This is a genomic window from Nodosilinea sp. AN01ver1 (assembly GCF_050565655.1).
Taxonomy (GTDB): domain Bacteria; phylum Cyanobacteriota; class Cyanobacteriia; order Phormidesmidales; family Phormidesmidaceae; genus Nodosilinea.
The window spans coordinates 50590-72217 of record NZ_JBNXVS010000013.1 but is presented as its reverse complement, the minus strand read 5'-3'; the positions used below and the strand labels follow the sequence as shown (position 1 = coordinate 72217).

The 21628-nt window shown below is 59.7% G+C and carries 18 protein-coding genes; 6 read left to right on the top strand and 12 right to left on the bottom strand.

The annotated features are described in order from the left end of the window. The first annotated feature begins 172 nt into the window (after positions 1-172). Positions 173-1936, top strand: a complete 1764-nt coding sequence (locus ACQ4N7_RS12560; protein WP_430711845.1) for an SUMF1/EgtB/PvdO family nonheme iron enzyme — start codon at positions 173-175, stop codon at positions 1934-1936. Between the two features lie 39 nt (positions 1937-1975). Here the strand turns inward: ACQ4N7_RS12560 and ACQ4N7_RS12555 are convergent, their stop codons facing one another. The 11 genes from ACQ4N7_RS12555 to mgtE form a co-directional block, all read right to left on the bottom strand. Beyond that, complete coding sequence (locus tag ACQ4N7_RS12555) at positions 1976-2854, bottom strand: S-methyl-5'-thioadenosine phosphorylase (protein ID WP_430711844.1); 879 nt, start codon at positions 2852-2854, stop codon at positions 1976-1978. Between the two features lie 5 nt (positions 2855-2859). Next, entirely contained in the window at positions 2860-4095 is a 1236-nt protein-coding gene (locus ACQ4N7_RS12550; RefSeq protein WP_430711843.1) for a sulfotransferase family protein, read from the bottom strand. A 7-nt stretch (positions 4096-4102) separates the two neighbouring features. After that, a complete protein-coding gene (locus ACQ4N7_RS12545) occupies positions 4103-5155 on the bottom strand; it encodes a DNA topoisomerase IB (RefSeq protein WP_430711842.1) in 1053 nt (350 codons plus the stop codon). Between the two features lie 271 nt (positions 5156-5426). Next, complete coding sequence (locus ACQ4N7_RS12540) at positions 5427-5693, bottom strand: hypothetical protein (protein WP_430711841.1); 267 nt, start codon at positions 5691-5693, stop codon at positions 5427-5429. Between the two features lie 92 nt (positions 5694-5785). Continuing rightward, a complete protein-coding gene (locus tag ACQ4N7_RS12535; protein ID WP_430711840.1) occupies positions 5786-6001 on the bottom strand; it encodes a hypothetical protein in 216 nt (71 codons plus the stop codon). Continuing rightward, a complete protein-coding gene (locus ACQ4N7_RS12530) occupies positions 5982-6260 on the bottom strand; it encodes a BrnT family toxin (RefSeq protein ID WP_430711839.1) in 279 nt (92 codons plus the stop codon). Before ACQ4N7_RS12530 ends, ACQ4N7_RS12535 begins: the two co-directional genes overlap by 20 nt. A gap of 17 nt (positions 6261-6277) precedes the next feature. Next, complete coding sequence (gene mfd / locus ACQ4N7_RS12525; protein WP_430711838.1) at positions 6278-9835, bottom strand: transcription-repair coupling factor; 3558 nt, start codon at positions 9833-9835, stop codon at positions 6278-6280. 246 nt (positions 9836-10081) lie between these two features. Then, positions 10082-11812, bottom strand: a complete 1731-nt coding sequence (gene ftsY / locus ACQ4N7_RS12520; RefSeq protein ID WP_430711837.1) for a signal recognition particle-docking protein FtsY — start codon at positions 11810-11812, stop codon at positions 10082-10084. Between the two features lie 273 nt (positions 11813-12085). Beyond that, positions 12086-12748, bottom strand: coding sequence for a transcription antitermination factor NusB (gene nusB / locus ACQ4N7_RS12515; protein ID WP_430711836.1), 663 nt, complete (start codon positions 12746-12748; stop codon positions 12086-12088). 108 nt (positions 12749-12856) lie between these two features. Further along, positions 12857-13630 (bottom strand): DUF502 domain-containing protein, encoded by a 774-nt coding sequence (locus ACQ4N7_RS12510; RefSeq protein WP_430711893.1) that lies wholly within the window; start codon positions 13628-13630, stop codon positions 12857-12859. 400 nt (positions 13631-14030) lie between these two features. Beyond that, positions 14031-15437, bottom strand: a complete 1407-nt coding sequence (gene mgtE, locus ACQ4N7_RS12505; RefSeq protein ID WP_430711835.1) for a magnesium transporter — start codon at positions 15435-15437, stop codon at positions 14031-14033. 277 nt (positions 15438-15714) lie between these two features. Here mgtE and ACQ4N7_RS12500 point away from each other — a divergent pair, with 277 nt between their 5' ends. From ACQ4N7_RS12500 to cobU, 3 genes are all read left to right on the top strand, one after another. Beyond that, the gene (locus tag ACQ4N7_RS12500; protein ID WP_430711834.1) at positions 15715-17079 is read left to right on the top strand and encodes a serine/threonine protein kinase; all 1365 of its coding nucleotides are present in this window, start codon (positions 15715-15717) and stop codon (positions 17077-17079) included. A gap of 126 nt (positions 17080-17205) precedes the next feature. Then, the gene (locus ACQ4N7_RS12495; protein ID WP_430711833.1) at positions 17206-17796 is read left to right on the top strand and encodes a Uma2 family endonuclease; all 591 of its coding nucleotides are present in this window, start codon (positions 17206-17208) and stop codon (positions 17794-17796) included. 19 nt (positions 17797-17815) lie between these two features. Beyond that, positions 17816-18391: a bifunctional adenosylcobinamide kinase/adenosylcobinamide-phosphate guanylyltransferase gene (cobU, locus tag ACQ4N7_RS12490; protein ID WP_430711832.1), complete on the top strand. Its 576-nt coding sequence runs from the start codon at positions 17816-17818 to the stop codon at positions 18389-18391. A gap of 82 nt (positions 18392-18473) precedes the next feature. Here cobU and ACQ4N7_RS12485 read toward each other — a convergent pair whose 3' ends face one another. Beyond that, positions 18474-20039 (bottom strand): metallophosphoesterase family protein, encoded by a 1566-nt coding sequence (locus ACQ4N7_RS12485; RefSeq protein ID WP_430711831.1) that lies wholly within the window; start codon positions 20037-20039, stop codon positions 18474-18476. A gap of 70 nt (positions 20040-20109) precedes the next feature. Here ACQ4N7_RS12485 and ACQ4N7_RS12480 point away from each other — a divergent pair, with 70 nt between their 5' ends. Together ACQ4N7_RS12480 and ACQ4N7_RS12475 are read left to right on the top strand one after the other, a co-directional pair. Then, entirely contained in the window at positions 20110-20745 is a 636-nt protein-coding gene (locus tag ACQ4N7_RS12480; RefSeq protein ID WP_430711830.1) for a class I SAM-dependent methyltransferase, read from the top strand. An 18-nt stretch (positions 20746-20763) separates the two neighbouring features. Beyond that, entirely contained in the window at positions 20764-21627 is an 864-nt protein-coding gene (locus ACQ4N7_RS12475) for a DMT family transporter (protein ID WP_430711829.1), read from the top strand. Position 21628: the final 1 nt, after the last annotated feature.

Genomic DNA, 21628 nt, shown 5'->3' with positions numbered 1-21628 from the left:
TCTTTTGCCGCTGCAAATAAGGGGTCTTACCCCTTAAGCGATCGTAAAAGATTCATATATTAGACCTAGCTATGTAAGGAGTTTGACAACTCTTTCAGAACGGGAATCTTTCTACAGGCGTCGCTCATCCTAGCTATCAGGTGTGCAATCTCCATTTCGGTAGCTAACAACTATGAGCAGTGCTAAATCTATTTTCATCTCCTACCGTCGCCGCACGAGCATCGACATAACGGGACGAATCTACGATCGCTTGGTCGCGCACTTTGGTGAAAACAGCGTATTTAAAGATGTCGATTCGATTCCCTTTGGGGTGAACTTTCGCCACCACCTAGAGCAGGAGGTGAGCCACTGCCCGGTGCTGCTGGCGATTATTGACCCCGACTGGCTTGGCGTTACCGACGATCGCGGTCGGCCCAAACTAGTCAACCCGGCCGACTGGGTGCGCATTGAGATTGAAACCGCTCTACAGCGCGATCGCCTCGTCATTCCGGTGCTGGTGGGTGGGGCCACCCTGCCCGAAGAACGCGACCTGCCCGAGGGGCTCAAGGCCCTGGCCTACCGCCAGAGCGCTCAGGTGCGCTGCGATCCCGACTTTCACCGCGATCTCGACCGGCTGATTCACCGCGTCGAAGGGGTATTCACTAGCTTGGCCGTGGGTACCGAATCGGCAGCGCTGGTCAAAGACCGACTGGGGGCGACGGCCCCGGAGGGCCGATCTTGGCCCAGCACCCCAACCTCCCCCCCTGCCAACCTGATTGACGAACTGGCCGCAGCACTGGCCACCGCCAGTGCTGCGGCTACTACCCCTGTGCCTAAAATGGGGCGGCGGCGCTGGCTGCGGATGATGGGGCTGGGTCTGGTGGGCAGCGGCTCGGCGTTGGCCATTCATCAGCGGGTGCCAGCGCTTCAAACCCTGAGAACGGGCGGGACTCCCCCCATGCCTGACCTTTCGACTCTGCCCCACCGCATTCAAACCGCTCTCGAGCAGGCGGAGGCGGCTATTGCATCGCCTGACCTGGCATCTGAACTGGGAACTCCTGAACCGGAGTCTTCTGAGCTGGCCAATTCTGACCCTGGTCTGGGGGCTATGACTTCGAGCGAGCTGTACAGCTATGAATCGGTGAGCGTTGATGAGTTTGGCATGGGGCGATCGCAGGTCAAATTTTCCACCCCCTCCCACCAGGCCCTCCAGCTAGAAACCCCAGTTGGCCCGGTGATGCTGCGCCTGGTCGCCATTACAGGCGGCCAGTTTGTGCTGGGGGCTCCTGACAGCGAGCCAGGCCGCGACCCAACCCAGCCAGCCCAAACCATTGCTGCCGTCGATTCGTTTTGGATGAGCGTACACCCGATTACCCAGGGGCAGTGGCGGGCGGTGGCGCAGATGCCCAGGGTCAACCTCGATCTCAACCCCAACCCGGCCTACTTTACCGGCAGCGATCGCCCCGTCGAGCAGGTGTCGTGGGCCGAGGCGGTGGAGTTTTGCGATCGGCTCAACCAGTTCGCTAAAACATATCCCTCTGGCTCCAGTCTTAAGCACTACCGCCTGCCCACTGAGGCCGAGTGGGAATACGCCTGCCGCGCCAAAACCACCACCCCCTTCCACACCGGCCAAACCCTGACCACCGATCTGGCCAACTACAACGGCACCCAGCCCTACCGCCAAGAGCCTCCCGGCCAGTTTCGCGGCACCACCACGGCGGTCGGAGCCTTTGGCAAAGCCAACGATTTTGGCCTCTACGACATGCACGGCAACGTGCTGGAATGGTGCTCAGCTCAGCCCAACCCTGCCGCTGACGACACCTGGCAGGTGGTGCGGGGCGGCTCGTGGCAAAGCCCGCCCCAGCAGTGCCGCTCGGCGTTTCGATCGGGCCGCAAAGCCGATACCCGCAGCAACGAAGTGGGCTTTCGCATCGTGGGCGAAGCCGTCCAGTCGTAGCTACAGAACCCGGTTTTTCCCAAAAAACCAGGTTTCTAATCAGGGCAGATACTTCTTGATCAGCAGGCTGAGCTTATCGAGCGTCGCTGCCGGGGCTTTGTCGAGGGGCGTAATGATGGCGTACTTCAGCGCCGAATGGGCCTCTGACTCAGGTGGATTGGCGGCGATGCGGTTGACCACCTCGCGAATCACCCGCTGGGCGTTGACGGCATTCTTTTGCAGATTGCCGATCACCATCTCCACAGTGACGCTGTCGTGGTCGGGGTGCCAGCAGTCGTAGTCAGTGACCAGGGCCAGGGTGGCGTAGGCGATTTCGGCCTCGCGGGCTAGCTTGGCCTCGGGCAGGTTGGTCATGCCGATGACGGTGGCTCCCCAGCTGCGGTACAGCTCGCTCTCGGCCTTGGTCGAAAACGCTGGCCCTTCCATGCAAACGTAGGTGCCGCCCCGGTGCAGGCCCACATCGGGCAACTCCAGGCTTTCGACCGCATCGGCTAGCACCCCCGCCAGGGCATTGCACACCGGGTCGCCAAAGGTGATGTGGGCCACCAGCCCCTCGCCAAAGAAGGTGTTGACGCGGTTGCGGGTGCGATCGATGAACTGGTCGGGCACGACCATATCTAGCGGTTTGGCGGCCTCTTTGAGCGAACCGACGGCGGAGGCCGAGATCAGGTACTCCACCCCAAGGGATTTCATGGCGTAGATGTTGGCGCGAAAGGGCAGTTCGGTGGGCATCAGGGTGTGGCCGCGCCCGTGGCGAGCCAGAAAGGCAACGCGAGTGCCATCCAGCGTGCCCAGAATGATGGCATCGGAGGGTGCGCCAAAGGGGGTGTCAATGCGAATTTCTTCAATATCGGTGAGGGCTTCCATTTGATAGAGGCCGCTGCCGCCGATGATGCCAATCTGTGCATGTGCCGCCATGGTGGTTATTGCCTTGAGCTGGACTGCCCTATCATAGCCAACAGTGCTACGGGCGAACCCAGGCGCTTCAGCAGGTGCGCTGCCAGTTGGCCGAGCCAGTTCTTTTCAGCTTGAGGACGGGGGCCAAAATCGCAGAATTTGATGATCACCCCTCTGAGCCGCAGGGCCACCAGCGTCAGACAAAATCGCCAAAATTTTCTCAGGCTCTTGCCGTAGTTGTGGCCGTTAATGGGCACATCGCAATAGACTACCTGCTCACCTCTAGGCAGTTGCAACGGATCGCAGGGAACTAAAAGGTGGCTATGGGCCAGGAGTTGATCTATTTCCTGATGGCGATCGCGCACAAAGCGCTCGCTGATGTGGTGGGCCAAGATCGGCGTAAAGGCAGGCTCAAGCGGGCGGTAGCCGAAGTCTTTAATCATCTCCTGGCAGACGGTGCTGATGGCTTTCAAGCTGGCGTCGGGCCTTTGCCGCTGCCAGGCCAAACAGCGGGATGCATCCAGCCCCTGAACCACTTGATTTTTCCAGGTTTCGTGGGCGGGGGCGGTGTGGCGGGCGGCGGCGGCGGTATTGAGCATAGCGGGTTCAAAGGGAACCTGGAGAAAGTCACAGAGCTTTTCCAGCGTCTCGGATGGTTGGGCGACTAAGGTTTCGTACTGAAGGGTGTAGGACTGGCGATCGCGCTCAAAAAAGCCCTTACTCTGGCGATACCAGCGCTCGATCAGGTAAGCACTGTGCAGGGGCATATCGCTGGTCCAGGGCAGCTTGGCCGCCATCGAAAGCGCCACATCGCGTGGGTCACGCACAATGCGAACTACTTTTGCAGTTGGGTACAGCCGCCGCAGGGTGGCGAGATGCAGAATATGGTTGGGCGTTTTTTCGGCCCAGCGGCGCTTGCCCAACGCTGTGCAGTGCTGGTCGGTCAGGCTTTCGAGCAGGGCTTGCAGCGAAGGTTTGCGAGCGGCCAGATAGCGATAGATCGCCTGGGGCGTAACGCCAAACAGCTCGGCAATGGGATGGTCTTCAACGGCGATCGCCCCCACAAACTCGGTCGCCTCCATGGGCCAGTTCGCATCCCTGAGCACCGCAGCCAGGTGCTGATAGTTCGCCTCTAAATACGGGAAAAAGTGGGTTTCTGGCCCACAACTAATCTGGCTGTGGCTGGCCAGCATTGTCGCCAGCAAAGTCGTGCCCGATCGCGGCGCACCAACAATAAAAATAGGCGACTGAGACCCATCCATCGCTGACCTACGGCTGTTGGGGATGACTTAGAACCGCGATTAGGGCTTTTTCTTCGGTGGTGAGGTCAAACTCGCTGGGGGCCTGGGCCGCCTCGCGCCAGACCTCCAGCAGCCAGCCGTCTTCGTAGGCCTTAATCACGGTGGGATGCACATAAAACTTGCGGCAGGTGGCCACCCGATTGCCCAGGTGCTGGGCCGCCCCTTTAATCGCTTCGCGAATATTGGCCTGGGCATTGGTCGCCGAGGTTGGTTCCCCCAGCTCATTGAGAATTTCGGCGGTGCAGGCGGTGCCAGCCCAGGTGCGAAAGTCTTTCGAGGTAAAGTCTTCGCCAGTGATGGTTTGCAGATACTCGTTGACATCGGCAGAGTCAATGGCGCGGCGATCGCCATCCTCATCGACATACTGAAATAGCTGCTGACCGGGGAGTTCCTGGCAGCGCTTGATCGCTCGGGCCAGGCGGCGATCGCTCAGCTCAATCTCGTGCTCTACCCCGCTTTTGCCAATAAAGTGAAAGCTGATTGTGCTCGACCCCACCTCCACATGCTCCTGCTGCAGGGTGGTCAGCCCAAAGGACTGGTTTTGCTCGCGGTACTCGTCATTGCCAATGCGAATCACGGTGGCCTCGAGCAGCCGCACCACGATCGCCAGCAGCTTTTCGCGGGTTAAATTGCGCTGGCGCAGGTGGCGATCAGTCACTTCGCGAATTAGCGGGCGGGCGTAGCCAAAAGGAATCAGGCGGTCAAACTTGGTCTTATTGCGCACCTCACGCCAGTCGGGATGGTAGCGATACACCTTGCGGCCCTTGGCGTCGCGTCCGGTGGCCAGCAGGTGACCGTTGGGGTAGGGGCAAATCCACACCTCCTCCCAGGCGGGTGGAATGACGATGGCCTTGAGCCGCTCTAACACCTTGGGGTCAGAAATGCGATCGCCCTTGCGATCCAAATATGTAAACCCCTTGCCGCACCGCCGCCGACCAAAACCAGGGCGATCGTCGCTGACGTAGCGCAGCCCAGCCGATTTAGCCGCCTGGGCCGGTTCTTCTATGATTACCGAAGGCAAAGCCAACTCGGAATCTGCACTATCTGCAAGCTGTTGCGAAACGGTAACCATTTAGGCTCTAAACCAGGCAAAGAGTCATTCCCTACCAGCTACAAACGCACTGGTCTGGCATTCCCTTCAGCTTAGAAGGAGCTAAAGGTCAGTTGGCTCTAGCTTGAGTTGAGTTCCAAGGGAGGATAAATGACTTCCACCGCTCAGCAAGGGGAGCGATGCTGAGGTTTTCACAAGGGCGTAGGCGAAGCTCAACGACTGGATGGGGAATTGAACAAACCTATAATTCTGATGCAGCAAGTCGTCCTTCAACTGGATCGTATTCATCTTCCAGCAGCCAGGTTTGAGCCTCATCGTAGGTAGCGCTGCTAAACACAACCTTGTATCCATCAGATGGGTCGTGTACACGGCAACTGCCAGAGGGTTCACCCATCAACAACAAAAGGTAAGGCGGAGACAGCAAAGGGTCGATCCACACTTCAACAAAATCCCAGTCAGTCTTGGTTGGGTCGCGTGCAGGGGGTGACGTGGTATCGATCTTCTGCATCAATTCTCACCTCTCCATAAAATAACAGAGTGATTAAACCATAGGCACTGGCAGCTACTTGGCTTGATTCAACTCAATCATTAAATCTGGGGCTACGGCATTGCTTCGATAAATGCCCTAAGGGCTTTGTTGACCGCTTCAGGAGTCGTGAACACCTGGGCCACATCGTCGTCTAAAACAACAACTTTGAGCTTTTCTACATTTCTGACGGCAAACCTGTTGGGCTTCGCTTTTTGATAGTCAAAGCGATATTCCGGTTGCAGATCATCTTCAGAACTTGGCATAGGGTTAGAGGCCATTTCGTTCATAATCCTCACGCTCTGGTCGGGTGGCTAAACGGGCACTAATGATACGAATCTTGCCAGGTCGTTCAGTGAAAGAGACTAGCAGCAGTCGATTCCGCTGGGAATGGCCAATGATAATCTCACGCTGCTCATCCACTGAGTGAACTGGATCCTCAAAGATGACGGCTAGAGAGTTGGCAAAGACAGCTTGAGCTTCTTCAAAGCTAACACCATGCTTCCTGAGATTGCTATCGGCTTTGGCTGGATCCCATTCGAATCTCATGAAGTTAGCCCTTTAGTTTAGCTAGCCAGTGGCTCTGGTACTACCCCCTGCAAATACCCCAGCCATTCGGTCAGGCTCTCTAGCTGCTTTTCGGGCTTTAGCACGCCCAGCCCGCGCACTACGACCTTGCCGCCGCTGTAGACAAAGCGCGACTTCAGGTGGCTGGGCAGCTTTTCGCTGATCTTCTTCCAGGCGGGTTCTTCCATCGGGGTTTCTAGCACCACGTGCTGCTTGCCCTCGGGCTTGATGCGCGAGAAGCCTGCCGTTTTAGCGACCAGCTTCAGCTCTAGCATGCGCACCAGCTGCTCGGTGGCGTGGGGGATGGGGCCGTAGCGATCGCTCAAATCTGCCGCAATCTGCACCAGTTCTACCTTGCTGCTGGCCGAGGCCAGGGAGCGGTAGGCCGCCATCTTCTGCTCCAGATCGGGGATGTAGTCGTTGGGCACAAAGGCGGTGACGTTGAGATCGACCTGGGTGTCTTCGACTTTGGGAATGTCCTGGCCGCGAATCTCAGCGATCTCTTCTTCCAGCATGTCCATGTAGAGGTCGAAGCCGATCGCATCCATCTGGCCCGACTGCTCGGCCCCCAGTAAGTTGCCGACGCCGCGAATCTCCATATCGCGCATGGCCAGTTGGTAGCCAGAGCCGAGCTGAGTGAATTCCTGGATGGCGCGCAGGCGCTGGCGGGCTTTGTCGGTGAGCGATTTTTTGGGGTAAAACAGCCAGGCGTGGGCCTGAATGCCCGCTCGTCCTACCCGGCCCCGAAGCTGGTAAAGCTGCGACAGGCCAAAGCGGTGGGCATCTTCGATCAAAATGGTGTTGACGCGGGGGATATCTAGCCCTGACTCAATGATGGTGGTGCAGAGCAGCACTTCGGCCTCGCCGTTGCTGAAGGTGAGCATGGTCGATTCAAGTTCGCCTTCGTCCATCTGGCCGTGGGCGATCGCAATTCTAGCCATCGGCACCATCTCGCGAATTTTGGCGGAAACCTCCTCAATGCCCTCAATGCGCGGCACCACGTAGAACACTTGACCACCGCGATCCAGCTCTTGCCGAATGGCGGTGCGAATGGCTTCGGGGTCCATGGGCGACAGGTGGGTTTTGATCGGGCGGCGCGAAGGTGGCGGCGTGGTGATCAGGCTCATCTCGCGCACGCCAGACAGGGCCATATAGAGGGTGCGCGGAATCGGGGTGGCGCTGAGGGTGAGCACATCCACCTGGGTTTTGAGCGATTTGATTCGCTCTTTTTGGTTGACGCCAAAGCGCTGTTCTTCATCGACCACCAGCAGGCCCAGGCTTTTGAAAGATACGCCTTTGCCAAGCAGCTGGTGGGTGCCGACTACCACGTCGAGTTCGCCGGTTTTTAGCCGCTGCAAGATCTCTTTTTTCTCGTTTTGGGTGCGGAAGCGGTTGAGCAGCCCCACCTGAATCGGGTAGGGGGCGAAGCGCTCTTTGAGGGTGTGGTAGTGCTGCTGGGTGAGAATGGTGGTGGGAGCCAGCAGCGCCACCTGCTGTCCGGCGGTGACGGCTTTGAAGATGGCCCGCAGCGCCACCTCGGTTTTGCCAAAGCCCACATCGCCGCAGACCAGGCGATCCATGGGGCGATCGCTCTCCATGTCGCGCTTCACGTCCTGCACGGCCTTGAGCTGGTCGGGGGTAGCCTGGTAGGGGAAAGAATCCTCCAGCTCCTGCTGCCAGGGCATGTCGGGGGGGTAGGCGTAGCCCTCCATTTTGGCCCGCTGGGCGTAGAGCTTGAGTAGGTCGACCGCGACTTTTTGAATCGCTTTTTTGGCCCGGCCCTTGGTTTTTTCCCAGGCGGTGCTGGTCATTTTGTTGAGCACCGGGGCCTGGCCGCTGGCGGCCCGGTACCGCGACAGCGACCCCACCTGGTCGGCGGCCACCCGCAGCAGCCCGTCGGCGTACTGAATCACCAGGTAGTCGCGGGTCTCGTGGTTGAGCACCAGGCTTTCCAGCTTGATGAATTTGCCGATGCCGTGGCTGCGATGGACGACAAAGTCCCCCGGCTTCATTTTGTTGGGGTCAACCTGTTTGGAGGCGGCCCGTCGCCGCTTGCGCACATAGCCGCCCGTGGCCAGGGTGTGCTGACCAAAAAACTCGCGATCGGTGACCACCGCAATGCGGAAGGTGGGCAGCACAAAGCCCTCCAGCTCTGCCAGACCCGAGTACTTCACCGCCACCGGCACGTGCTGGGCGTGCAGCTTGTCGATCGCATTAAAATCCCTGGGGTTGGGGATAAACTGGGCCGGGCAGTCGTGCTCCTGCAGCAGCGCCACCGAGCGAGAAGGCTGGGCCGAGGCCAGCCAGACGGCATACTTGCGCTTGGTTTCGCTGCGTATTGTCTCCGCCAGCTTGCCAAACTGGTGCGGAATCGCCTGCACCGGGCGGCTGGCCAGGTTCAGGCCATTGTTGGTCTCGGCAATTTCTGAGAGGTCAATGCGCGGGAATACCTCAGCGTCGCTGAGGGCATCGGTGAAGGAGCGGTGGATCTTGGGAAGGGAATGGGTGGATGGGTGGATGGGTGGATGGGTGGATGGGTCTTGCTCGTCATCTTCCCCAGCCGCCTCATCTTCCTCACCTCCCCACGCCCCACTCCTGACCTCCTGCCAGTGGTCTTCAACGTGCTCTAGCCAGCGATCGCTGTGGGCCTGGCACTGGTCAACCTCGTCTACCGCAACCAGGCTGGTTTCCGGCAGGTAGTCTAGCAGGGAAGCGGGTTGAGCAAAGGCGAGCCCCAGCCAGCGGCGGGTTCCCTCAGGGAGAATGCCGCTTTCCAGCCCTTCCTGGGCGGCGACCGGCAGCAGTCCCTCCAGCTTGCCCTGGTCGCGCAGGTGCTCAATAATCACCGGGCCGTACTGGGTGGGGGTAAGCACCAGGTGATCGATCGCATCGAGCGATCGCTGGGTAGCTGGGTCAAACTCGCGCAGCCGTTCTAGCTCGTCGCCAAACAGCTCCAGGCGTACAGGCAGTTCCGACGCTACCGGGTACACATCGATAATGTCGCCCCGCTGCGCCCACTGGCCCTCGGTTTCGACCACCGTGACTCGCTCGTAGCCGAGGGTGGCCAACCGCTGCCCCAGTTCCTTAAAGTTAATCTCCTGCTTTAGCTCCAGCCGCAGGCAGTAGGGCTCCAGGGCCGAAACGGGCGGCAGGTGAGGCTGCAGGGCTCGCTCCGTCGCAACCACCGCCAGTTTGCGCGTTGCCGAGTCTTCTCCTTTCAGCGCCAGCAGCTCGGCCAGCACCTGAAGCTGGCCCCAGGTCATCTCTGACTCCTGATCAAAGGGGTCGTAGGGCGATGCCTCAGAGGTGGGGTAGAAGTGGACTGTATCCCAGCCCATCGCTTCGAGCTGAGTGGCCCAGCGCCCGGCTTCTTCGAGGGTGGCGGTAATCACCAGCAAAGGCCGATTCTGAGCCTGGGCCAGCGCCGAGGAGACGAGGCCTTTGGGCAATCGAGCGACCCCATTGAGCACCAGCCTGCCCTGCTGGTCGAGCTTACCCAGCAGTTCGCCCGTGAGGGGAGAGCGTTGCAGAGCACGGGTAATCGAAGAGAAAGCCATAGGACGCGCTACAGGAAAAAGGGGAAATTGCAAGCACAAATGCCCCTTAACGTTGCAGTCAAGGGTAATTAAAGCGGCAGGCGGGGCAGTGCCCTTTGTTTACCTATTGTAATAATCGTCAGCCTATCATGGCAGCCGATTCTCTATAAATCGCGCGTTGTCCCTGCGCAAAAGCCTTTTAGCTACCGCACAGCGATGGGGCCACAATCGAGTGACTACAGAATGTTTTCAGCAGCGGTCAACCGCTCAACCGCTCAGCAGCGCTTCGACAAACTCGTAGCTGGAGAAGGGCCGCAGGTCTTCGATGCCCTCGCCAGCGCCGATGAATCGAATCGGCAGGCCGAGCTGCTCAACTACGGCCAGGGCCACGCCGCCTTTGGCGGTGCCGTCGAGTTTAGTCAGCACCACGCCGCTGAGGTTGGCGGCTTCGGCAAAGACTTCGGCCTGGCGCAGACCGTTTTGACCCAGGGTGGCGTCGAGCACGAGCAGGGCCTCGATCTGGGCATCGGGGGCTTTTTTATCGACAATGCGGCGAATCTTGGCCAGCTCGTCCATCAGATTCTTTTTGTTTTGCAGACGACCGGCGGTGTCGACCAGCAGCAGCTCGATGTGGCGAGACTGGGAAGCGGCGATCGCGTCGTAGACCACCGCCGCCGGGTCGGTATTCTGCCCTGGGTTGGCGATGACGTCGACATCGCTGCGAGCCCCCCAGGTTTTGACCTGCTCTACGGCAGCGGCCCGGAAGGTGTCGGCGGCAGCAATCAGCGTGTTGTAGCCCGATTTTTTGGCAATGTGGGCCAGCTTGCCGATGGTGGTCGTTTTGCCCGCCCCGTTGACCCCAGTCATCAGCCAAATGTTAAAGCTGCCTTTTTCGGGGGTGAAGGTGAGGTTGTGGGTGTTGCCCAGGGGGGCGTCGAGCATGTCGCGCAGAATGGATTTCAGATAGGCGATCGCCTGGTCGGGCGGCAGCACCTCCTGGCGCATCCGCTCCTGCAGGGCTGCAATCACCTTATCGGTGGCGGCGACACCGACATCGGCCTGCAGCAGCAGCGCCTCAATTTCCATTACCGCATCGTCGTTGAGCGGCCCCTGACCGACGATGGCCTTGAGCTGGTTGACCAGGCTGAGGCGAGTTTTGTTGAGCCCCTGGCGCAGCTTGTTGAGCCAGGTAATTTCTTCTGCCGAAACATCGTCGGGTCGTCGCCCCTGGGCCGCCAGCACCTCTGCCGACCATAAAAAGGCCTCATCGAGGTCGATATCGGGGAGGACGGGGGCCGGTGGAGCAGCCGCGACGGCGACGGGTTCGGGTTCTGGCTCTGCAATCGCGGTCGCTTCGAGCTGGGCCAGGCGCTGCTGACGTTCTGCTTCGGCCTGAGCCCAAAAGGGGCGAGGGGCGGCGGGTTCTGGCTCAGTCGTTTCGGCAGCGGGCGCTGCTACCTTGTCTGCTCTAGTTTCGGGCGCTTGGGTTTCAGGCGCTTGGGTTTCAGGCGCTACAGGCTCAGCCGCCACGGTTTCAGCCGCCACAGGTTCTGTGGCAGGGGCTTCGGCCTCAGGCGAGACTGCGGGGGCTGAGGCTGCGATCGCCTCTTCAGCGGCTACTGGTTCGGGGGCTACTGGTTCAGCGGCTTCGGCCTCAGCCTCATCTATCGCTGCCGCCACCTCAGGTTCTACCGTCTGGGCAGCAGCCGTGTCCTCAGCCTCAGCGGCTGTCTCAGGCTCGGGCGATCGCTGCTCTGGCTGCTCTTCAGGCGGTTCCTCGGGCTTTGCTTCGCTCTGCTGCTTTTGAATGTTTTGGTAGGCCGCCTTGGCCCACTTCAGGTAGTCCTCTGACGAGAGCTGCGGGCTAGCGGTACTGGGCTCTTTTGCGGGTTCAGGCGCTTTGGCTTCAGCGGCCTTGGCTTCATCAGTGGCTTTAGCGTCGGCCTCGGCGCTTTTAGACTTGTCGAAACTGCGCTGAAACCAGTTGAACCCAGACATATCAGAGCTACCTTGCGGATGTCGTTACTGTTTTTAATAGTATCGTCCTGAGGGCCTAGCTAGGTTCGCCAATCCACACCAGAAGCCTCGGGCTTACCCACCCGTTCACGTCCTTCGACTTCGCTCCCTTCGACTTCGCTCCCTTTCTCCCTACGGGAGACGCTAACGCGAACGACTCCGCTCCCTTTCTCCCTACGGGAGACGCTAGCGCGAACGACTTCGCTCAGGGACCGTCACCCATTTACCCATCTACCCATCCACCCACCTACTCACCTACACCACCGAGCCATCCACCGTCGCCCCACTCTCCTCGACACCTGACTCTGCCTCTCCACGGGTTACCACCCGGCGCAGCACGCCGTTGATAAAGCGGTAGCCGTCTTCGTCGCTGTAGCGCTTGGCCAGCTCTACCGCTTCGTTGATGGCGACCCGGTCGGGGGTGCCCAGGTAGTTCATTTCGACCACGGCCAGGCGCAAAATGTCGCGATCGATGCGGGCCAGGCGCTTGAGGTTCCAGGCGACCATCGCTTCGTCGAGAATAGTATCGACCTGGGCCTGGTGCTTGGCAGTGTTACTGATTAGCTCCAGGGCAAAGGCTTCAATTTCAGACTGGTTGCTGAGGCGGATAAACTCAGGCAGCTCGACCGCATGGGCCAGGCGGTTGATGGCGTTCTGGGTGAGGTCGATCGCGGCTTCGACCATGGCCCGCCCTTTTTCGACATCGCTGGCCCGAGTGCCGCTATCGACCAGGTGCTGGTTGCCCCGCTTGAGCTCATCGGAGGCAGTTTCGAGAGCGTCTTTAGCCTCGGTGGTCAGGGTTTGAATGGCGGCCAGCAGCAGCTTCTCAAAGTCTTGCATAGCCAGTTTGCCAGGCTGTTCAGGAAGCTGGCTGAGGCCCAGCAGGGCCAACTCGCGGGCCATACGGCGGGCTTGCATAGTCATTGTCTCCCAGAAGCGGCGGTGTAGAATATTTGCCCAGACAGCGCTGCCCCAGCGGCCATTTGGGCGCAGCCGGGGGCGAGCAGGCTAGAGCCAGGCTATATCTTAGCAATCTTCTTCCATCGGCAAGACGGAAAGTTGCTGCGGATAGGTAGCCCTTTCGGGGGCCATTTCGGCGTCGCCCTGGCCTAGAGAAATGGGCGCATCGCCTTCGTTGACCAAAGCCATGGTGCGATCGGCGGGCACAGCCGAGGCCAGGTTAGGGCCAACAATGCCGCCCGAGAGCAGCACCTTAAACGCGTCCTCAATGGAAATAGCCAGGTTCACCACGTCGGTTTCGGGCACGATGGCGTACCAGCCGCTGGTGGGGTTGGGGGTGGTGGGCACAAACACGCTCAGCATGTTGGAGGGGTTGGGCGCGGCGGCGGCGGTCATGGCACCAGTCACAAAGGCGATCGCCCAAACGCCCTTGCGGGGGTACTCCACCAGCACCACGCGGCGAAAGCGAGTGCTGGAGTCTTGAAAGACCGTTTGCAGAAGCTGTTGCAGGGTTTTGTACACCGACCCCGCCAGCGGAATCGACTGCACCACCTTTTCGCCCACATCCAGCAGCCAGCGCCCGGCAATGTTGCGCGCCATCAAACCAATAATTAAGATCGCCAGCAGCGGCACCGACAGGCCAATCAGCAGGTTAATAAAGTTGAGCAGAACGGGGTTGAGACCATCAAAGGGGGTTAGCTGCCGGGGAAAGCGGGTCAGCAGACGTACCACCCAGGCCGAAATCGTAATGGTCAGCCAAATGGTCGTGGCCAGCGGAATAACCACCAGCAGCCCGGCGATCAGATCGTTCTTGAGGTCTTGCTTGATCTTTTGCAGCACGGAGGGCTCAGGGTGGTCGGGATTTGAGCGCGATGGGTTGTTCAGAGTAGGCGAACCGTTTAAATCCATAATCCCAAAATAGTGTCTAGGGATGGCTGAGGCTACAAACGTAGAACGGTGGCTGAGCTTTTTGAGTAAGCTTGGGCTTGAATTTTAGTCTTGAGTTAATTAAAAGTTGACATTTGAGTATGGGCAGCCAGGCGGCCTAAACCGCAACAACCTCACACGAGTATTGTAAACATTTGTATAGGGAAGCGGGCAAAAAGTACAGCCTCGTGATCAGATTGTGAACCAGGAACCAGCCACTGTGCTTCTATCCTAAGACAAATAGGTAGCAAGGCTAACAAAACGAGGCAGGGAGCGAGGTGCCAGGGCGGGCCGTCCATGCCCATTTCGCCGGTTAGGCCAGCCCCAGCATGTGCCGGGCCAGGGTGAGATAGAGCAGCACCCCCAGCACGTCGACAATGGTGGTGATAAACGGGGCCGACATCAGGGCCGGGTCAAACTTCAGGGCATCAAACAGCAGGGGCAGGGTGCCGCCAGCCGTGGAGGCCAAAATGGAGATGGCGACCAGGCTAATGCCCACAGTAATGGCGATCGGCAGGTTGCCCTGGAGCAAGTAGGCCCAGGCCGTGACTACGGCCCCCAGCATGAGGCCCAGCACGGCCCCCGCGATCGCCTCTCGTCGAATGACCGAAAGGGCTTGCTTAGAGCTAATTTCCTGGGTGTTGAGACCGCGAATTACCACTGTAGACGACTGCGCCCCCACGTTGCCGCCGCTGCCAATCAGCAGCGGAATAAACGCCGCCAGGGCCACCACCTGCTGCAAAATATCCTGCTGGCTGCGAATGACGGCGGTGGTGGCGGTGTTGGTGACCAGCAAAATGGAGAGCCACACCACTCGCTTGCGGGCTACATCAAACAGGTTGGCTTGAAAGTAGCTGTCGCCGCCGCTCTGCACGCCGCCCAGGGTGTAGATGTCTTCGGTGGTTTCAGCCTCTAGCACGTCGATCAGGTCGTCGACGGTGATGATGCCGACCAGACGGTCTTCGGTATCGACCACAGGCACCGCCAAAAAGTCGTAGCGCTGCACCAGGCGAGCCACTTCTTCCTGGTCGGTGTCGGTGCGCACCGAGATCACGTCGCGGGTCATCAGGTCGCCGATGGTTTGCTCGGGCTGGCCCGTGACCAGGTGCCGCAGCGAGAGAATGCCGGTCATGCGGCGGGCGGCGTCGGTGACAAACAGGTAGTAAATGGTTTCGCTGACGAAGGCGCGACTGCGAATGTAGTCGAGGGCGCGCAGCACGGTCCAGCCTTCTTTGAGGGCGACGTACTCCGGGGTCATGATGCGTCCGGCGGTACCGGCCTCGTAGCCGAGCAGCTGGGCCGTGGCCTCGCGCTCTTGGGGGCTGAGCTGGGAGAGCAGGCTGCGCACAAATTTGGCGGGCAGCTCGTCAAACAGCCTGGCCCGGTCGTCGGGCGACATTTTGTCGACGATGTCGAGCACATCCTGGCGCTTGAAGTCTTCGATCAGGGCCTGCTGAATGCTGGTGTCGAGGTTTTCGTAGACCTCGATCGCCTCGCCCTTGCCCAGCAGCCGAAAGGCGATCGCCTGCATGGCCTCGGGCAGGTCTTCGATCGCCTCGGCAATATCGGCAGGCTGCACCGGCACCAGCAGCGCTTTGGCCCCTGGCAAATTGCCCTGCTCCAGCAGTACCTGTAGCTGCGATCGCACCAGCTCTTGCAGCTCTCTGCGGTCTACTGCGAGGGGAATTGGTGTAGTTTGCGCATCGGTCAACGACTGCATCTCAGCTAAACGACTGCCACTAGTCTAGTGGCCCCTGGCTCCCCAGAGAACCTAAACCAGCAGGATTATTCTCTCAGCCCCGCTAAACACCCGGCAAAGAGAGATTTTTGGGCTGCGGCTGGCCTGTGTTGGTCTAGCCAAGGGAATGCGGCGACGGCCAGTCTGGGCCAGCGGCATCTCTGGGTCAGCGGCATACCTGGGCTAGCGGCACCCTTGGGCTAGCGGTATAAGCCAGCGGCATAATAGGCATAGGCTATTTTAAACCTAAACCCTTACCATGACGTTCGCCCAAGCTGGCAGCGACATCATTGACGGACGCTACCGCGTTCTGCGACCCCTGGGCCAGGGCAGCAGCGGTACCACCTATGCTGCCGAGGTGCTGGCGACGGGCCAAACCATTGCCCTCAAAGCGCTCTCACTGCGCGGCCTGCAAGACTGGAAGAAAATTGAGCTGTTTGAACGCGAGGCCCGCATTCTCAAAACTCTCGACCACCCTGCGATTCCGCAGTATATCGACTTTTTCCAGGTCGATACCGCCGACAACCGCTGGTTTTATTTAGCCCAAGACCTGGCCGAGGGCACCTCTCTGGCCGACTGGGTTGAGGTCGGGGGTCGGGTTGATGAAACAGAAGCCCGCCGCATTGCCGCCGAGGTTCTCAAGGTGCTGGTGTATCTCCACGGCCTCAGCCCGCCCGTTATTCACCGCGACATTAAGCCCCAGAACCTCATTTGCCGCGACGACGGCCACATTTATCTGGTCGATTTTGGCGCGGTACAAACCGTCTACCACCACAGCCTTAGCCAGGGCAGCACGGTGGTTGGCACCTACGGCTATATGGCCCCCGAGCAGTTTCGCGGTCAGGCCGTACCCGCCACCGATCTCTACAGTTTGGGGGCCACGCTGCTGTTTTTGCTCACCCATCAGTCGCCCGCCGACCTGCCCCAGGAGCGCCTGCGGATCAACTTTCGCCCCTATGTATCGGTATCGCCCGCCTTTGCCGACTGGCTCGACCAGCTGATTGACCCCCTGGTCGAAGACCGCTTTGCCTCGGCTGAGGTGGCGCTGGCGGCCCTGACCCAGCCTGCCTCCCTGGCTACCGCCGCTGCGCCCCGACCCCTCAGTCTTCGCCCGCCAGCGGGTACAAAGGTGCAGGTATACAAGTCTCCGAAAGAATTAGTGATTACTATTCCACCGCCGGGGCTGCGGGGCAAAACCGCTGGGCTAGCTCTGCTCAGCTTGCTTTGGAACGGGTTCGTACTGCTGGTTTTAGGAGCGTTGATTTTGGCGGGAGAAGGTTTTGTGCTGCTGCTGGTGGCCCCCTTTGGGGTGTTGGGTTTTGGCCTGATTTCCGCTGCTGCAAATTCTTTGATGGCTCACGTGCGCCTGAGCATTGACCAGCAACGCTTCTCCCTCACCCGTCGCCTGTGGAATTGGCGACACCAGATGACGGGGAACACCGCCGATCTGGTCAAGGTAGAAGTGAGAACAGGGCATTCTGGCTCTAGCGTGGAGGCCGAAGGCGATCGCCCCGTATATACCATCGCCCTGTTAGACGACCTCAACCAGCATAAGTTTGGCACGCCCCTAACCCAAGTCGAAAAAGCCTGGCTGGTGGACGAAATCGACGCTTTTTTGCACTAGGCCAAGAAAAATTCCAGGGTTTTTGAAGAACTCTGGGATTTGGAGTAGCACCTGGAATTTCGCAGTTTAAGAATCGTCCCACGCTCGCTGATCTACACTGAAACCAGCGCCTTTAGGTCACTAGCCATGGCAGTTACAACTCAAAAACTGACCTTGGCAGATTACCTGGCCTACGACGATGGCAGCGGCACCCGCTACGAGCTGGTGGATGGGGACTTGGTGCCCATGGGCATAGGTACCGGACTGCACGGAGCGATCGCCGAATTTCTCACCGAGCAGTTCAAGGCCGCTGCCCAGCAGGCAGGCCAGCCCTGGACAGCGAAGGATATGCGCATTGGGGTGCGCTCTCCCCGCAGCACTCGCTGGGATACCTCCCGTATTCCCGACGTAGTGCTGCTGCCAACGGTACAGTGGGAGGCCATGCGAGCCAAGGAAGCCATTATTGAACTGACTGACCCACCCCCGCTGCTGGTAGTCGAAGTCGTCAGCGATTCTACTGTTACCATTGATTACCGCGCCAAACACAGTGAATACAGCGTTCTAGACATTCCTGAATACTGGATTGTTGACCCGCTTAAAGGGCAGGTGATAGTGGGCCGTCTACAATCGGGCCGCTACGACGATGAGATATTTACGGGCAGCGAGGTCGTTCGATGCTCGGTGCTACCAGGTTTGGCTCTGACAGCTCAACAGATACTTTCAGCGTCCCTAGCGTAATTCGGAAACAATACTTCCATTGGCTACAAGCGATCGCATCTCTCTAGTCACTGGCCCGGCGCGATCGGGCAAAAGCGAGTGGGCCGAAGCCCTGGCCATCAAATCGGGCCAATCGGTCGTTTACATTGCCACCTCCAGCGTTGACCCAACGGATCTGGACTGGCAAAAGCGGGTGGAACTGCACCGCGATCGCCGCCCCGCCCACTGGCAGCTCAAAGAAGTCCCTATCGCCCTGCCTGAGGCCCTTCTCGCCGCCACCGCCCAGGACTGCCTGCTGATCGACTCCCTCGGCACCTGGCTCGCCAACCTGCTAGAGCAAGACGACGCTACCTGGCAGCAAACCGTCCGGTCCCTGGTTGAGAGCCTGCGCCAAACCCCCGCCACCGTCATTCTGGTCTCCGAAGAAACCGGCTGGGGCGTGGTGCCCGCCTACCCGATTGGACGACTGTTTCGCGATCGCCTCGGCAGCCTGACTCGCCAAGTCGGCACCGTCGCCGACGCCGTGTACTTAGTGGTGGCCGGATATGCGGTGGACGTTAAGGCTTTAGGCACGAAGGTGGATGAGGGGATGAGAGAATTCAAAATTCAAAATTGAGAATTCAAAATTTTGAACTTTGAACTTTGAATTCCTCACCTTCCTCACCGCCTCACCCTCCTCACCGCCTCCTCTTCCCCCGCTAAACCTCAAACGACTCCATCTCAAACCCCTTCCAGTGGCCGTCAAACTTCTCCGCCACCAGTGGCGTCAGAATCAGCTGCGGTGGGCTGCCGCCGGACACCTCCACTCGCAGACCCGAGTAGGGCCGCTTGAGCTGGCTGCCCTTGCCGCTGCGGCCCAGGTACAGGTGCGATTTGGCCACAGTGCGGGGGGTGCCATCGATCGTTTCCGTCAGCTCGGGGCCTTCTTCGCGCTGCCGCCTGAGGCTGTAGCCGCTGCCGCCGCAGACTACCCAGGGAATGTGGGCATCGCCGTGGCCGGTGTCACCCGTGCGCAGGTAGTCGAAGCAGTGGGCGTGGCCGTTGAGCACCAGGTCGACCAGGGGGCGACCCTGGGCGATTTCGCCCACCTCGGCGGCGACGGCGTCGAGCACCTGGCGCAGGTGGTGGCGCACCGCCAGGGTTTGCCCCTGGGGCCACTTGGTCGCCTCGGTAACGTAGGGTGGGTGGTGAAAGAACAGAATGCGCCCCCGCACCGCCGGGTTTTGCCAGGAGGCAATCAGGCGATCGCGCACCCAATCGAGCTGTTCAGCATCCACAGTGGAAATGCGAGCGCTGTCGAGCTGCTTGGCAATGTCGTTGAGCTGCTCGTCAATCGATTCGATCTTTTCGGTGATGTCTTCTTGAGGATCTTCACCATCGAGGCTGAGGACTTCGGCACCGGCCTGCCGCAGCAGATCGGCCTTTTTGGCCTCAAGCTGCTGGCACTGCTGCTGCAGCTCTTGACGGCTGGCCCGGTCGTGAACAACGGGTAGGGGCTGATTAAAGGTATTGGAGTCGAGGGCAAAAAAGTCGATGCCGCCGTAGCGAAAGGTGTAGTAGCGGTTGGGCAACCGGGTAAACTCACCGGGCCGGTAGGTGAGGGCGCGGCTGCCCCCCACCGGATCATCTACAGAGCTGGTGTAGTGGGTATCTAAATGCTGGCCCAGCCCGTTCTGCGGCACCGCCTTCAGGTAGTCTAAAAACGCTCTAGCGTAGGCGTCGCCCCGGTGAGAGCCGCGCCAGCTCACATCCAGGTCTAGGTACGAGCGCAGGGCATAGCGCAGCGGCCCAGTGATCCCCGATACCAGCCCAATTAAGGTCGGCAGATCGTAGTAGTCGTGGTTGCCCGGTACTGGCAGAACGGGCCGCTTAAACACCATGCGATCGTAGGCCAGGTGTCGGTAGTCGTCGCCCCCCACCAGCCACTCTCGATAGGGCTTGATAAAGTTCGACTGGTACTGGTCGCGAGAGCCCACCAGGTACACCACATCGCCCGTGTGCAGCATAAACCGGGCCGAGTCGGCGTGGGCCAACAGCTGCTTGGCCACCTGACGCTGGGGGCTGCTGCGGCGGTGCCGCCCGGTGCCGCTGTCGCCCACCACCAAAAACGAGAAAGCTTCGTCGTCTGCGCCGCGATCGTCAATGACCAGGCGGGTCTGGTCAATATCGCGCTCGACCAGCTGGGGATGCTGCCACCGCACCCGCTGCCGCATGCAGCGAATTTTGGTCTCAATCGAGGGTTCCGTGATCAGTTTGAAAGACATAGTGCTTAGGTGCGGTGTGTAGAATAACCCCGTAGCATGAATGATGCTAGATCGACGGGAACATAGCTCAATGGGCCTTTACAACGAAAAAATTCTGCCTTACCTGCTCGACTTGTCTATGTCTGGACCGACGCTGGCGCGCTACCGACGAGACGTGCTGGCCGAGGTGAGCGGCGAAGTCCTCGAAATTGGCTTTGGCACCGGGTTAAATTTACCCTACTATCCCGATCGCGTGCGCCAGATCGTCACCGTAGACCCCAGCCCAGGGGTACACCACCTGGCCCAAAAGCGCATCGAGGCTTCCCCGATTACAGTCGAGCACCACATGCTGAGCGGCGAGGCGCTGCCCATGGCGGGCGGCACCTTTGATAGTGTAATTAGCACGTTCACGCTGTGCAGCATTCCCGATATTGAGCGGGCCCTGGCCGAAATTTATCGGGTGCTGAAGCCCGGTGGTCGATTCTTTTTTGTTGAGCACGGTCTCAGCCCCGAGCCCGGCATTCAAACCTGGCAAAACCGGCTGACGCCCCTGCAAAAGCGCATTGCCGGCGGGTGCCACATCAACCGCAACATGCGCCAGCTAATCGAGCAGCAGTTTGACCAGGTAGAGCTAGAGGCCGCCTATGCCGAGAAAATACCGAAGGTAGCAGGCTATTTTTATCAGGGTGTTGCGACCAAGCACCAGGAGACAGGCATAGCCCATTGAACCTGGGATGCCGTAGCTATGACTTACCTCAAACTGTTGATTACTATGGCGCTGTGGGGCGGCACCTTCATTGCGGGGCGGCTGGTGGTGCAGGATATGGGGGCCTTTTCTGCTGCCTTTTGTCGCTTTGCGATCGCATCCATCGCCCTCCTGCTCCTCACCTACACCATCGAAGGTTCTCTGCCTCGGCCCCCGCAAAAGCTGTGGCTATCGATCGCGCTGCTGGGGCTAACGGGCATTTTTGCCTACAACGTATTTTTCTTCTCGGGGCTAAAGACCGTCGAGGCGGGGCGGGCGGCGCTGATTATTGCCCTCAACCCGGTGGCGATCGCGCTCGGGGCCGCCCTCTGGCTCAAAGACCCTCTCACCCGCACCAAGCTGGCGGGCATTGGCCTCTCGCTGCTGGGGGCGGCGGTAGTGATCAGCGACGGCGACCCGGTAAAACTGCTGCGGGGCGATGTGGGTCTGGGCGAGCTATTTATGCTGGGTTGCGTGCTCAGCTGGATGAGCTACACCCTGCTAGGCAAAGCCGTGATGGCCGAACTCTCACCCTTTGCAGCCACCACCTACGCCTGTATGGCCGGGGCCGTCATGCTGCTGGGGCCAGCGCTAGGGGAGGGATTAGCGGGCGCGATTGCCACCGCTACCGTCACCACCTGGAGCGGGTTGGTCTATCTGGGGGTGCTGGGCTCGGCGGTGGGGTTTAGCTGGTACTACGACGGCCTGCGACAGCTGGGGCCAGCTCGGGCGGGCGTGTTTATTAACCTGGTGCCAGTGTTTGCGATCGCCCTGGCGGCTCTATTTTTAAACGAAACCCCCACCTCATCGCTGCTGATGGGCGGCAGCCTGGTAATTGCTGGGGTGGTTATCACCAACCGCTAGA

Excerpts from the sequence above, each read along its gene's own strand:
- ACQ4N7_RS12560 (WP_430711845.1), top strand. The coding sequence starts at position 173 with ATGAGCAGTGCTAAATCTATTTTCATCTCCTACCGTCGCCGCACGAGC.
- ACQ4N7_RS12555 (WP_430711844.1), bottom strand. The coding sequence starts at position 2,854 with ATGGCGGCACATGCACAGATTGGCATCATCGGCGGCAGCGGCCTCTAT.
- ACQ4N7_RS12550 (WP_430711843.1), bottom strand. The coding sequence starts at position 4,095 with ATGGATGGGTCTCAGTCGCCTATTTTTATTGTTGGTGCGCCGCGATCG.
- ACQ4N7_RS12540 (WP_430711841.1), bottom strand. The coding sequence starts at position 5,693 with ATGCAGAAGATCGATACCACGTCACCCCCTGCACGCGACCCAACCAAG.
- ACQ4N7_RS12535 (WP_430711840.1), bottom strand. The coding sequence starts at position 6,001 with ATGAACGAAATGGCCTCTAACCCTATGCCAAGTTCTGAAGATGATCTG.
- ACQ4N7_RS12530 (WP_430711839.1), bottom strand. The coding sequence starts at position 6,260 with ATGAGATTCGAATGGGATCCAGCCAAAGCCGATAGCAATCTCAGGAAG.
- mfd (WP_430711838.1), bottom strand. The coding sequence starts at position 9,835 with ATGGCTTTCTCTTCGATTACCCGTGCTCTGCAACGCTCTCCCCTCACG.
- ftsY (WP_430711837.1), bottom strand. The coding sequence starts at position 11,812 with ATGTCTGGGTTCAACTGGTTTCAGCGCAGTTTCGACAAGTCTAAAAGC.
- nusB (WP_430711836.1), bottom strand. The coding sequence starts at position 12,748 with ATGCAAGCCCGCCGTATGGCCCGCGAGTTGGCCCTGCTGGGCCTCAGC.
- mgtE (WP_430711835.1), bottom strand. The coding sequence starts at position 15,437 with ATGCAGTCGTTGACCGATGCGCAAACTACACCAATTCCCCTCGCAGTA.
- ACQ4N7_RS12500 (WP_430711834.1), top strand. The coding sequence starts at position 15,715 with ATGACGTTCGCCCAAGCTGGCAGCGACATCATTGACGGACGCTACCGC.
- ACQ4N7_RS12495 (WP_430711833.1), top strand. The coding sequence starts at position 17,206 with ATGGCAGTTACAACTCAAAAACTGACCTTGGCAGATTACCTGGCCTAC.
- ACQ4N7_RS12485 (WP_430711831.1), bottom strand. The coding sequence starts at position 20,039 with ATGTCTTTCAAACTGATCACGGAACCCTCGATTGAGACCAAAATTCGC.
- ACQ4N7_RS12480 (WP_430711830.1), top strand. The coding sequence starts at position 20,110 with ATGGGCCTTTACAACGAAAAAATTCTGCCTTACCTGCTCGACTTGTCT.
- ACQ4N7_RS12475 (WP_430711829.1), top strand. The coding sequence starts at position 20,764 with ATGACTTACCTCAAACTGTTGATTACTATGGCGCTGTGGGGCGGCACC.